Raw genomic sequence first — 13,008 nt, 5'->3', positions numbered from 1 at the left:
AGGGATTCGAACCCCCGGAGACCTTGCGGCCTCAGTGGTTTTCAAGACCACCGCAATCGTCCACTCTGCCATCCCTCCGGGACGATGTTTATTTTAGCAGAGGACAGGGGGAAAGTCAATATGGTTACACCAGAAGGTAAAGGAGAAGGGGCAGGGTAATCAGGCTAAGTAGGGTTGAAAGCAAAACAATACTGCTGACCAATTTTGAATCCCCCTCAAATTCGGTGGCCAAGACACTGGCCATCACGGCGGTGGGCATCGCCGCTTCCACAATGGCCACCTGGCGGGTCACGCCTTCCAGGCCCAACAAAAAGGCAAATAAAAATCCCGCTATGGCTCCTCCCACCAGGCGGGTAAGGGAAACCCCAAACATCAGGCCCCATTGCCCATCCAACGAAACCCGCGAAACCTGGATGCCCAACATAATGAGCATCAGGGGCACGGCGGCCTGGCCCATTAAGTTGGCCACCCGCATCACAAATTCTGGGGCGGGCAGGTAGCCCAGTTTGATGAGTACGCCGAAAATAACGGCGTAGGGCAAAGGCACTTTAAAAACGTTGGCCAGGGCTTGTGTTTTTGAAGCATGGCCCCACGAGGCCAGAAATACGCCCAGGGTATTGACGCTAAAACTGCTGAAGACCGAAAAAATAACAGCGCGTTCCAGGCCGGGTTGGCCAAAGGCAAATTCGTTGAGGGGAATGCCGTAATTACCCACGTTAATCAGGGCCATCGAGAGGATAAAGGCGCTGCTGGTCAACCGATTCAATTGAAATAAATAACTGATGAACCAGCCAAAAAGAGTGATGGCGGTTGTTGTCAGAAAAAAGAAGACCACCAGCCCTCCTACTTCCGCGCTGGTGATGGAGGTGTTGGCAATGCTGTAAAAGGCCAGGGCCGGGCTGGTGAGATAAATGGCGATGCGCGATACGGCGCGAGGCTCAACTGTTTTGGCGCGATTAAGCAGCGCCCCCAAACCGGCCACCACAATAATGGGGGCAACAATGGTGAGAAAGATGTGGAGCATGGGCCAGGTAGAATGAAGCTAAAAAAAATCAGTGAAGGTAATCAAAGTCGTCATCCGGCTCATCAAAATCCTCGTCGCCGAAATCAAACATATCAAAGGTATCGCTGAACAGGGTGAGTTCATCCAGGGCCTCTTCAGCGGCCAGAGCAATGCCGGCCACGTCACTTTCCAGGCAAGTTTCCAGAGCTTCCTGGGCCGTTGACCCGCCAATCCGGCCCAACGCCCAGATGGCCATTTCTTGCACTTCCTGGTCGGCATCGGGGTCGTTGAGCAGGCCGACCAGTTTAACCACAGCCTCCTTTATTTCCAATTCGCCGCAGGCCCGGGCCGCTTCAAAGCGGATTTCGCTGTTTTCGTTATCCAACTCGGCCATTACCCGCCTGTGCCAGCAGCGGTCGGCGTTGCGGCCCATGGCAAAAACGGCGCTCACCTGCATTTTTGTGTCGTCGTCGTAGTAGGCGGTTTCGATGATCTGAGTAACGCCGGGTTCGCTTAAAAAGGCGATAGATTCAACGGCCCGCCGCCGCACATCAACGTCTTCGGCGGCTTGGTGGATGGTTTCCAGCAGAGCTTCTTTGATGGGGATCGTCTCTTTGGAATCCAGTTCTTCTATCTCGCTCAAGTAAATAAACCGGCCCAGGGCCGAGGCGGCTGTGGCTCTGACCAGGGGTGTTTCATCGGTTTGCAGCAGGTGCAGCAGGGGTGGGATCAGGGCCGGACTTTCATTTTCCCACAGGCCGTTGATGGCCAAGGCCCGCACTTCGGCATCTTCATCGCCCAGCCCCAGCAGAAAAACAGGGTCAAAGTCAACCTCAAAATTGGCTTCGGCAATTTCAACCAGATTTTGCATAATACTTTGCCGGCGTTCGGCAGGGATGGCCGGCCAGGTTTCTTGAAAGGTCTCCAGAGCAGCCTGATCCATCTTGGAAAAAATGTAAAGGCTGCTGAGGTGAAGTTTTTCGGCGGTGGCGATTTGTTTGAGTAATTCGGTAAAGGTGTTCATTTTTTATTGCCATAAAAAGCTGGCGGTGTCGCTCACTTCGCTGACAGCCCGGCCAACTTGCTGGCCGTTGGCGTCGGTGGTTATTTCTTCAATAAAAACAAACCACTCATATTTGCGCCCCGTGGACTGGTCGGCCAGGCCCCAATATAAATCGGGGGGCACAATCCAGAAGGTTTCTTTGATATTATTGCCGCCAAAAGATAGCTGCCCGTTTTCCAGCCAGCGCAAACGCACGGCGTACCACTCGTTTTCGGCCAGCGCGCCCATACTTTGCCATTTTAGCAGAAGTTCTTCATCCTTCACAAATATCTGGCCGTTTTTAGGCGATAGCAGGGTAGGTTTGCCGTAGCGGGGGGCTGGGGTGGGGGTGATAGTTGGCGTATCGGTGGGTGCCGGCGCAGAAACTTTTACCGGCGCGGCGGTGGGTTGGGCGGTGGGGGTGAGGGTGGGGGTAGCAGTAAGGGTGGATGTGCCGGTAGGCGTGGTGGTGGGGGTAAAAGTGGACGTAGTGGTGGGGGTAGAAGTAGACGTGGTGGTGGGCGTGAAAGTGGGGTTGGGTGTAGCCGTAGGCGGAGGGGCCAGCAAAGCCAGGGCCGCGCGCTCAAAGTTATGGGCAAAGGTTGGCCCCACCTGCCAGAGGCCAAAGAGCAACCCCAGCAAAATCACAACGCCAAAACTAAATTGTAAAAAGGGCCAGGGTTTGGCGGCCAGGTTGGCCCCGCAGTGGGGGCAGGTTTGCAACCCGCCGGCCGCTGTCCGGCCGCACACCCGGCAGCGAATTTTGCCGGGCGCGCCCGGTTTAGGTTGCCCGCAATGGGGACACAGTTGCCAATCTGCTTTTACCGATTCTTGACACCTGGAACAACGCGACATAGCTTATCAGAAAAAGTTAGCCCAATCTATGGTGGGCAAGGGATTGCTAATATCATAGTAACTGATCAGGATCATCAGGCTTAATAAAAGAGCCAGGCCAATAAAATGGATAGCCCCTTCTTTTTCCGGCGAAACCCTTTTGCCGCGAATGGCCTCAATAACGACAAAGAGAATCCGCCCGCCGTCCAGGGCCGGCAAGGGCAGCAAATTGGTAACGGCCAGGGCGGTGCTCAGGGCCGCAATCCACCATAAAACCGGGAACCACCAATTTAGGGTAATCGCGGCCTGCACGGCTGAGCCGGTTTGTTGATAAATGCCCACCGGCCCGGTGACGCGGGCAGCCTCTGCCGGAATAAGATTCCGGATAAGGGCAATCGGCACGTAAAAGGTAAGGCCAACAAGCTGGGCGGTTTGAGATACGCCGCTGATAAACGCCTGCGGCAACGGCAGGTGATTGAGCTTGGTTTCAAAGTCGTACTCTACTTTTAGCCCCAGCGCCTCCTGATGCTCTATGGGCACGCCCAGAGGCGTGATTTCTTCGGTGGAAACAATGGCGTTTGGGGTCAGGGAAACGGGCCTGATCTTGCCTTCTTGCTCAATGTAAAGGGTAGTTTCCCGGCCCTGGTTTTTTTCCAGGAATTTGGCTAAATCGCCGGCATATTTGAATTTAACATCATCCGCGCCCACAATAATTTCGCCGGGTTGGAGTCCGGCTGCCGCGGCCGGCGTATCGGGCAAAACCTCAGTGATGACTATCTTGGCTACGGGTACATACATAATGGTCACGCCCATAGCTCCCTGACCCTCGGGCGGGTCGGTCCGGGGGGTCAGGGAACTACTGAAAGTTTCCCCGTTTCGTTCAAGGTGAAGCGTGATTTCTGTGCCTTTGGTTTTATTGACGTAATCCACCAATTCACCGTCGTACTTGAACTGAACCTCGTCTGCGCCCACAATCACGTCCCCGGCCTGTAAATCCGCTGTGGCGGCGGGGCTGTTAGGGGCAACTTTGGTGATAATGGTGCCGATGGCGGTTTCGGGCACGCCGGAGAGAGCGGTCAGGGTAAAAAAGGCCACGGCCAGCAAAAGATTCATGGTGGAACCGGCCACCAGCACGGCAAAACGGATTTTTTTACTTTTGCTGGCAAAACTGCCCGGCGCAGTGGGGTCTTCTTCGCCCAACATTTTCACGTAGCCGCCAAAGGGAATCCAATTGATGGCGTATTCGGTGGGCCGGGTCACGGCGTCAACCGTTACAGAGGGACGTTCGTCAACCGGGCCGGCGTCGGCGAAGCGCCAGCGGGCGAACAGCTTGGGCAAATTTAAGCCCCGTTTTGGCTCAGGCCCTTTGGCCTCGCCCTCAACGGGTTTAATAAGTTCCAGTTTGGTCACAATGGGCCGGCCTTGCTCATTGAAGGCGGTTTCGGCATAAACTTGCGCGCCCGGTTGAATGTGGCGAGACACGCTGAGTTTTCGGTCAAACTCATATTCGTGTCCATCCAGGGTAATGCGGCCGCCCTCCTGCCACAACTTAACGGCCCGGGGCGGAAAACCAATGGCAAACTCTTCAACCACAATCCCCGCTCGTTTGGCGACAATGAAGTGGCCCAATTCATGCACAAAAACCAGCAGGCTTAAAATCAGAATAAAGGCTATCAGGGTTAACGGGTCCAAATGTTTACGTCCTTTCGATATGCGTTTCTAAAAACCAGCGGTGGTCATTATACCTGTTACCCAGACTCTTGCCAAACGGAATAGAGAGGGCATTGAGGCGGAAGCCTACTTTTTAACTAACCTCGCCGCCCCCCCCGGCCCGCTTAATAAAATATTTTCGACCCCCGGAATTTGGCGGGCTTCCGCTTCAACCGTTTTTGCGTCGGGGGCTTCACAAATCAAATGCACGTTCGGCCCGGCGTCAATGGTAAAATAAACCGGCAGCCCCCCGGCCCGCCAGTGTTGGGTGGCCTGGATAACGTCCATAGTCACGGTATTCCAATAATACAGAGGCGGGCGGCTGGACATCATGACCGCGTGCATCATCACCGCGTCCTCTTCTATCACCGGCCCCATAGCAGCCAGGTTGCGGGCCAGTAAGGCCTCTCGACATTGTTTGAGCCGTTCCTCGGCCCCGGCCACGCGGGCGGCTTGCAAGGAAGCGGTTTTAGCCAGGCGATGGCCGTCGCTGGAGCCGACGGGTTTGTGTTCCTGGCTGGCGACCACGATAATGTCGCGCAAATCCCAAGAGCTGGCCGGCGCAATGCTGGTGGCAAATGAGGTTTCGTCACTGCCGGTCACCCATTGGCAGTAGCCATCGGGAATGGATCGGCTGGCCGAGCCTGAACCACGCCGCGCCAGCCGGGAGAGAGCCGCTTCGTCCAGCGACAATCCGGCCGCGGACGCCGCAGCCACGCTCAACGCGGCAAAGGCCGCCGCCGAGGAGGCGATGCCCGAGCCTATGGGGAAATTGTTTGTCGACTCGACGCGGGCCGGAGATTTTAGCCTGGCCTGGCTGCGCACCAGGTTAAGGTGGGCTGTCACCCGGGCCAGCGCCGCCCCTGTTACCGGCGCATTGTTGATAAGCAGTTGGTCGCCCGGCAAATTATCATCAAAAGTAACTGTGGTGATGGTGTGCAAACTGCCCAGGTTCATTGAGAGCGACGAATTGGCCGGCAAGCGCAGGGTATCATCCGTATTGCCCCAATATTTAATAAAGGCAATGTTAGGATGGGCCAACGCGGTTGATTGGCGCTTGGCGGTTATTGAACTTTGTTCAGGCCGGCTTTGCAATTTGTCATCTACCATTTGTCATTTGCGATTTTTTTCTCGGCCAGGTTTTTTGCACGCTTCCAAGAGAGCCGCCTTGAGCGTCTCTGGCTGGGCGTTGGGCAGTGATTGGCCGTTGACCCACAATTTATCTTTGCGCACGCCAACCAGGATGTAGTGGTAGGGTTCCGGGTCGTCGGGGTCCGGTTTGCGGGCGGCGGAAATTGGCCCCTGCCAGGCCAACGTGACGACCCGTTCGTAGTCGCTGGCCCGGTCAAAGATGTCCAGGGTTCCGCCGCCGTTGAGCAAAACCTTTTGGATTTCTCGTAAATGTTGGTGGGCTTCACTTTGCCGCAATAGTTCGCTGGCCCGGCTTGGCGGAGGCGGTTCCGGCTCCGGGGGGGCTTCCGCTTCGCGTTGGGCTTTATCTGCTTCATGCAGTTGACGGAGTTGGTCTAGCCATTCGTCGCTCACAGGGTTGCTCCGTAGAATTATGTTTGCGTACTTTAGGTTTGAATTTTAGCACGAGTTGGGCTTGCGGTCGAGTCGCCTCCATTGACGAACGACGAACGACCAAAGCCGGTCGTTGGTCATTGGTCGTTGGTCATTGGTCGTCGGTCGTTTTTAGTGTGCCAAATGTTTTTCCAGAAAATCCAGCGTAATCCGATAAATTTCCAGCGAGTCTTTATCCCCCTCCTCGGCCAGTAGGTAATGACTGGCGCCATCAAAAAAATGAACTTCATAAGAAGCGCCAACCAACGCCAGATTCTTGGCCAATAGTTCGCTTTGCTGGTAGGGCACTACCTCGTCGCTGCGGCTGTGGAGAATAGCCAGGGGCGGAAAGTCGGGCCGGACATGGTAGGCCCCGGAATATCGAAAGTAGCGGAGAGGTTCGTGACTGGGCAGGCCCAGGGCAATGAGGGCCTGATCCAGGCCAAAGGGGGGGATGTATGTGCCTTCTTCTAAGCGACGGCGCATGTCAAATAAATCTGTGGGCGGGCCGAGCAGAAGCGCTGCCTGAAACCTCCGGTCGCGCTGGAGCAATTGCTGCACGTGCAAACTGCTGTAACTGCCGCCGAGGAGGGCGATTTTGCGGCCATTGGTGCCGGGGAATTTTCCGGCGCGGGCAAAGTCGACCAATCGCTGCAATTCGTCAATATCCTGTTCCAGGGAAAAAGTGTAGGCCGGGCCAACCGCGATCACGGCGTAACCAGCGGCGGCTAGGGGAATGCTGGCGCAATTCCAGGTGTCGGCGGGGCCGGGATAGACGGTGAGTAAAACAGGCAGTTGGCTGGTTGTTGTGGCGGTCAGGGGCGTGTAATAGAGGGTCAATTGGTTGGGCTGCCCGCCACTATCAAAGGTGATTTCTCGGCGAAGGGCGCTGGATTCAAGCGGAACGGAGCAAGATAAGGGGACTGGCTCATCAAACGCCAAATTGCAGCCAGGAGCATAAACTGGCGGGGACTCAATCGGCAGCACGGCGTTGGCCATGGTTGTTTTGCCCGCTTTAAGCCACACTTTGCCAAAACTGACCTCAGTATAGCCGGGCGCGCCGCCAGCCACCGGCCGATACGCGCCCGCCGGCACATCAGAAAGGAGGTAATGACCATCTGCCTTACTGCGGGTGCTATAGGTGACGCCGTTCCAGCGGGAAACCAACACCCAGGCTCCGGCAACGGGTCGGCCTTGCGCATCCCGGATTGTACCCTGCAAAGTGCCAGGTTCGCCCGGCAGCGGTTTTCTCGTAAGTTCCCACCACCGGGTCAGCAGCCGGTATTGCAGGGTGTTTCGAATGGGCCAGATGTTGACATTCTCCGTTGTCGTTAGCCAGGCCAACACCAATAACAAAATCAATCCTGCGCCGATGATGATAAGCCAGCGTTTTTTGAAAGCTTTTTTCATGCCAGGAGTAAGATAACGCAAAGTGGGCCGGTTGGCAATTTTCCGTAGACTACGGCGGCGATGGCCGGTCACACGGGCCGGATGCCGGTAAATCTGTCACTTAACCCCCCTGTTTGCGGAGTAGGAAAAAAGTACTACCTAATTTGCTTAAATAAAGTATGTAAGTAAAATGAGCCTTAATAATTTTAAGGTTATTAAAAAATGAGGCGTGGGCGCGCCTGGATTGGGTGAAGATTGGCCGGAGTAAGTCTCAGTAGATCCAAAATGTTGTTTGGAGTGGGCATTTTAATGCCTAAAAAACGCACTGAAGTGCGGATTACCAGCCCAAATTTGGATCTACTGAGGCTCTAAAAAAGTGACGCACAATGTTGTGCGCGCTGGGAACGGATGGACAATATGGCAGCATCTTCATTGAAACAACCCATCACCCGTCTGATAGGTCACTCCCATCCAACCAAACCGCGGGCAAATGGCGCTGACAAGCTTCGCAAACCCAATTTTCCAAACGGCGTGTCGGCTAAAACAGTGGAGCTGGTCACACCAGAGAATCTGATCAAACACACCCCGCTTTTTGCCGAATTGACCGGGGAAGAGCAGCAAATTATCAGTAATCGGTTGCAACCCCAAAATTTCCAGCCGGATGAGGCGCTCTTTGCTCAAGATAGCCCCAGCGAGGTGCTTTACCTCATTCAAGAGGGCTGGGTAAAACTCTACGCTGACGACACCTCCCTGGTGGCCACGCTTGGCCCCGGCCGACTGTTGGGCGAAACCGATTTTTTCCTGGGCCGCGTTCACGCCAATACCGCGCTGGCGGCCAGCAAGGTTACTGCCTGGCAGTTAGGCACGAACGCCCTCTCCGGTATTATTGCCCAATATCCTCAAGTTGGTTTAAGTTTGGGCCTGGCCTTTGGGACGGGCATTAGCCAATTTCAAGACTACCTGGCTAAGGCGTTAGCCAAAATCTCACTTTTGCAGAATTTATCAAGCGGCGAGCGGCAGGCCGTGGCCCATCATCTTTCGCCACAACGATACCTGCCGCGCGAAACTATCTATCGCAGCGGCGACCCGCCGACCGGCATCTTTTTTATTGAGCAAGGACAGGTATGGCTCTTGAGCCAGGGACAGGATTGCGCCGAACTTTGGCCGGGACAAACTTTTGGCGAGCAAGCCGTTATTTTGGACCGGCCCCACACTTACACGGCTCAGGCCGAAACGGAGGTGATTGCGTGGCAACTCAGCCCGGCCGATTTTGCTACCCTGGCCGAAACTTATCCCTCCCTCAAACGCGCCTTTAGCCAAAACCTGCACGCCCGTTTTGCCGAGGCTCTGGCGATTGCGTCGCTGATGGTGAAGGTAGAGATACAGGCGTTGGGCGTTGCCTGCGGCCAACACAACGAGCTGGTCAACAGGTTGCAGCAGGTGGACCAAACGTTAACCTGGCTAAAGGATAACCAGATGTTATTTTAAGGTAGGGATAGGACATTGTCCTGTCCCTTTCCTATGACCTACTGTTGGTCGCTTCATCAGGCAATGTTCTGAGCAAGTTTGAACACGATTTGCCTTCTGCAAGGCGTTTTAATGCGTTCCAGTGGGCGATTCGATTGAGAGAAATAAAGAAAGCCGTGGACTGCTGAGAAACACAGCTTGGCTGAAGTGAAAGGGTTAATCAGTAAAAAAGGCCGTGAGCATAGAGAGAATGCCCACGGCCGGTTTGTTTCTATTGGGTAAACTTTAGCGGTGAGCGGTCTCCCTCCTGTCTATAAGTGGGATTTGAGAAAAGGAATCCAGATCAATGTAAGCTATAATAATGCTAACCGCTTTCCTGGGTGATGATAGCTTGCGTTTAACAAATTAACGGGTAGCTGTCGAGGGGGATCCAGTCTTGGGCCCTGTTTTGGAAAGGAATTTTTTTGTTTCCGACGAAGGAGGGTATAATCACACTTCGGAAAAATTGGGATAGCCCTTTCTGTTTGAAGAAATTTCTCCGTTGAAGACTGATTTGACCACTCTAAGAGAGCGTGCAGAGAAGGATTATTAATGAAATATCTGCTTGATTCAAAAAACCGGCTATTTGAACTGGCCTGTTCCGGCAAGCGATTGCCGCATCTCATCGTGGCTACTGTTCTCAGTTTTGTTTTTGTATTAGTAGGGGGTTTTGGCGGCGGCATACTGGCCCTCATCATCATTGTAGGGTTATCCATTGCCACCGGCGAGGTATCGGCGGCAGGGGTGGAGAAAATATTAGCCGGCGGCAATCAGCAAGCGTTGCTCAATCTTCTCCTGCCCAACACGGCATTGGAGCAGACTATTTATCTGGTCTTTTCTTTTGGGCCGATTTTTTTGCTGTTGTGGGCTTGGCTGGCCTTGTTTGAAAAACGTCCCTTCTGGACAATTGGCCTGGCGCGGCCTGGGGCTGGTCAAAGATACCTGCGGGGGTTGCTGGTGGGTCTGCTAATGTTTATTGCTTCGGTAGGTGTTTCAGCGGTTTTTGGGTATATTGCTATTGAAGAAGGCAGTAGCTCGCAGCCACAGGGACTGGCCGCATTGGGGGGAGTCTTACTGGTTTTCCTGGGCTGGGTGGTGCAGGGTTCGGCCGAAGAGGCGCTGACCCGGGGCTGGCTACTGCCGGTGCTGGGGGCGCGGTACAGGCCGGCACTGGGCGTGATCATTTCTTCTGTTATTTTTGCCGTTTTTCACTCCTTAAATCCTAACCTCAACCCGGTGGCTATTTTGAATCTATTTCTTTTTGGCCTTTTTGCCGCCCTCTATGCCCTTTACGAAGGCGGCCTGTGGGGGGTTTTTAGTCTGCACACCGCCTGGAATTGGGCGCAGGGCAACTTGCTTGGCTTTGAAGTGAGTGGGGGAAATGTGCCGGGTGGAACCCTATTTGATTTGATGGAAGTTGGCCCCGATATTGTTACCGGCGGTCCCTTTGGCCCGGAGGGCGGCCTGGCGGTGACGGTAGTATTGGTGCTAAGTTGTGTGATCATTTGGTTGTTGAGCGGCCGTAAGGAGAATTTGGTTGCAAAAGAAAAGGGGCGACCTCAACCGCCCCTTGGGGAGTAAATGACAGATTGTTGGGTTTGAGTCTCTACAACAGATCTGACTTGTTGCTGTTCAGCCAACCAGCGTCCGATTGAATGTCTGTTTTGTAGATGACCAGATCGGCCTCAAATTGGGAGTCGGCAAAATAGACAATCTTATCCGCTTCGTTTTGGATGTCGGTGTAGCACCAAATCTGGCTTTCGGTGGCCGCCCAGGCGTCGCTGGTTTCGTAAACCACCAGGTCGGCCTCCGAGCGAATATCGGTGACAAACACTTTTAAATCTGCTGAAGAAGCAATATCTGTTTTGCATAGCTTTGGCATTTTTGGGTTTCCTTTCTAAATTTAACTAATTTCGAATAATAATGGGCAGATAAACTGCCTCTGTTGCTGGCCCTATTGCAGGCTCAACCTCAAAAGCGCCAATATCGCAGGTGGTTCCTTTGGGGCGGCTTACTCCGCGCTGGTCGGCGTCAACCCCGGCCACGCAAACACCCTGGTCAATGGCCGGGCTGCCCTCCAGCAGGGCGTGGGTGAGGGTGTTGCCGCCGTTATCGGCCAGCGGACCGAGTAAGGGGTCGGCATTGGTGATATCGCCGGTGAAGTTGAGGACGCAGGTGGCGCCACTGTCCAGATTGTAGCCGTTAGAGGTTAGTCCAGGCCCGGAACCGGGATAGCAGTTGGCCACGCTGTGGTAGGCAACAATGGTATCTTGCAACAGAACCGAACCACCCGTCCTGTGGATACCTCGTCCCCCACTGGCGGCCGTGTTGCTGACAATGGTATTGTAGGTCAGTACGACTGTACCGTCAACCACGTAGAGACCGCCGCCCTGACTAAGAGGAATAGTTTTTCTGGTAGCTCTGTTCCCGCTGACAGTGGTATTGACCAGGGTCAGCGTGCCATGGTTATGATAGATGCCCCCACCGGCGTCATAGGCCGTATTGTTGATAATTTGTTCTTTGTTCACATTCATCTTAGCTGCGCTGTTTTGCACGTATACGCCACCTCCAAGCCCTCCCGAGGCGTTGTTGTTGCGAATTGATCCCTCGCTCAAGCTTGCGCTGCCGGAAGCAACAAACACGCCCCCACCGTCGTCGCTGGCTGTGTTATGGGCGATGGTGGTGATACCCGTCTGGGTGAAGACGGCAGAAACGGATTCTACATGCACCCCGCCACCAAAGCGGGCGGTGTTGCTGAAGATTTGCCCGCCGCTTAAGGTAGCTTGGCCCTGGTAAACGTACACCCCGCCGCCCTCACTGCTGGCGGTGTTATTGAGGATTTCCGACCCACTTAGCATTGTGCTGCCCGCGTCTACGTATACGCCGCCGCCGTCAATGGCGTTGTTGTCGAGGATCTGTCCCCCGGCCAGGGTGGCCCTACCGTTGTCTACGTATACGCCGCCGCCGTTGGCGGTACTTATGTTGTGCGCGATGAGGCCGGTGCCAGTCTGGGTGAAGGCGGCCGCGCTACCGAAAATATACACCCCGCCTCCGTCATTGCTGGCGGTGTTGCTGCGAATCTGTCCCCCGTTCAACGTGGCGTTACCGTCATGGATATGCACCCCGCCGCCGTTGCCGGCGGTGTTGTTGTGGTGGATTTGCCCGCCACTCAATGTCGCGCTGCCCTCATCAATGTACAGTCCCCCGCCGCCGGTTGCGGCCTGGCCAGAGTTGTAGGCTATCTCACTGTCGCCGGTTTGGGTGAAGACGGCAGCAGATTCATCAACATACACCCCGCCGCCAGAGTTGGCTTTGTTGCCGCGAATTTCTGATCCACTCAGCATTGTGTTGCCCTCGTAAACGTACACCCCGCCGCCATTGTTGTTGGCGGTGTTGCTGAAGATTTGTCCCCCGGCCAATACCGCGCTACCGAAGAGGGCATACACCCCGCCGCCGTTGTCATTGGCCGTGTTGCTGAAGATTTGCCCGCCATTCAACATCGCGCTGCCATTGCTGACGTACACCCCGCCGCCGCCATTAAAGCCTCCTGAGCCAGTGACGTGGTTGTAGGCAATGAGGCTGCCGTTGGTCTGAGTGAAGGCGGCAGCAGATTGATAAACATACACCCCGCCGCCGCGCTGCCCGGCCGTATTACTGAGGATTTGGGTCTCGTCTAACGTCAGGCTGCCTTCGCTAATAGCCACCCCGCCGCCATAACTGCTGGTGATGTTATTACTGATAACGGTGTTGACCAGGGTCAAATCAGCGTCATAGTTGTAGATACCACCTCCCGAGCCGGCGAAATTGCCGTTGATAATCGTCACCCCGGAGATGACCACCGTACCCGCGTTGGCGCTCATGTTAATATGAAAGACCCGGTCGGAGATTACGCCACTGGCGTCAATGATGGTTTGGTTGGGGCCTTGACCGGTGATGGTCAATGGCGCCGTGATGTCCAGGT

The 13,008-nt window shown here is 54.9% G+C and carries 11 protein-coding genes; 2 read left to right on the top strand and 9 right to left on the bottom strand.

The window, feature by feature from the left end:
* Positions 1–124: 124 nt before the first annotated feature.
* The 7 genes from JW953_04850 to JW953_04820 all read right to left on the bottom strand — a co-directional run bounded on the left by JW953_04850 (position 125) and on the right by JW953_04820 (position 7,634).
* Positions 125–1,024: an AEC family transporter gene (locus tag JW953_04850; GenBank protein ID MBN1992009.1), complete on the bottom strand. Its 900-nt coding sequence runs from the start codon at positions 1,022–1,024 to the stop codon at positions 125–127.
* 28 nt (positions 1,025–1,052) lie between these two features.
* On the bottom strand, positions 1,053–2,027 hold the full coding sequence (locus JW953_04845; protein MBN1992008.1) for a HEAT repeat domain-containing protein: 975 nt from the start codon (positions 2,025–2,027) through the stop codon (positions 1,053–1,055).
* A 3-nt stretch (positions 2,028–2,030) separates the two neighbouring features.
* A complete protein-coding gene (locus JW953_04840; protein MBN1992007.1) occupies positions 2,031–2,900 on the bottom strand; it encodes a hypothetical protein in 870 nt (289 codons plus the stop codon).
* Between the two features lie 6 nt (positions 2,901–2,906).
* Positions 2,907–4,571, bottom strand: a complete 1,665-nt coding sequence (locus tag JW953_04835) for a site-2 protease family protein (GenBank protein ID MBN1992006.1) — start codon at positions 4,569–4,571, stop codon at positions 2,907–2,909.
* 105 nt (positions 4,572–4,676) lie between these two features.
* Positions 4,677–5,699: a diphosphomevalonate decarboxylase gene (gene mvaD, locus JW953_04830; protein ID MBN1992005.1), complete on the bottom strand. Its 1,023-nt coding sequence runs from the start codon at positions 5,697–5,699 to the stop codon at positions 4,677–4,679.
* Positions 5,700–5,702: 3 nt separating this feature from the next.
* Positions 5,703–6,134 (bottom strand): hypothetical protein, encoded by a 432-nt coding sequence (locus JW953_04825; GenBank protein MBN1992004.1) that lies wholly within the window; start codon positions 6,132–6,134, stop codon positions 5,703–5,705.
* A 150-nt stretch (positions 6,135–6,284) separates the two neighbouring features.
* Positions 6,285–7,634 carry a carboxypeptidase regulatory-like domain-containing protein gene (locus JW953_04820; protein MBN1992003.1) on the bottom strand — a complete coding sequence of 450 codons (1,350 nt, stop codon included), beginning with the start codon at positions 7,632–7,634 and terminating at the stop codon, positions 6,285–6,287.
* Positions 7,635–7,958: 324 nt separating this feature from the next.
* Between JW953_04820 and JW953_04815 the strand changes: the two genes are divergently transcribed.
* Together JW953_04815 and JW953_04810 are read left to right on the top strand one after the other, a co-directional pair.
* Positions 7,959–9,029 carry a cyclic nucleotide-binding domain-containing protein gene (locus tag JW953_04815; GenBank protein MBN1992002.1) on the top strand — a complete coding sequence of 357 codons (1,071 nt, stop codon included), beginning with the start codon at positions 7,959–7,961 and terminating at the stop codon, positions 9,027–9,029.
* 570 nt (positions 9,030–9,599) lie between these two features.
* Positions 9,600–10,628: a CPBP family intramembrane metalloprotease gene (locus JW953_04810; protein MBN1992001.1), complete on the top strand. Its 1,029-nt coding sequence runs from the start codon at positions 9,600–9,602 to the stop codon at positions 10,626–10,628.
* A gap of 25 nt (positions 10,629–10,653) precedes the next feature.
* Here the strand turns inward: JW953_04810 and JW953_04805 are convergent, their stop codons facing one another.
* Positions 10,654–10,929 (bottom strand): hypothetical protein, encoded by a 276-nt coding sequence (locus tag JW953_04805; protein MBN1992000.1) that lies wholly within the window; start codon positions 10,927–10,929, stop codon positions 10,654–10,656.
* Between the two features lie 25 nt (positions 10,930–10,954).
* Positions 10,955–13,008: hypothetical protein (locus JW953_04800; GenBank protein MBN1991999.1), on the bottom strand; the 2,054-nt coding region annotated here is incomplete at its 5' end.

The sequence above is a fragment of the Anaerolineae bacterium genome, assembly GCA_016931895.1.
In the GTDB taxonomy this organism is placed as follows: Bacteria; Chloroflexota; Anaerolineae; order 4572-78; family J111; genus JAFGNV01.
Note: the sequence above shows the minus strand (reverse complement) of the source record. Positions and strands in the feature narration are given on the sequence as shown.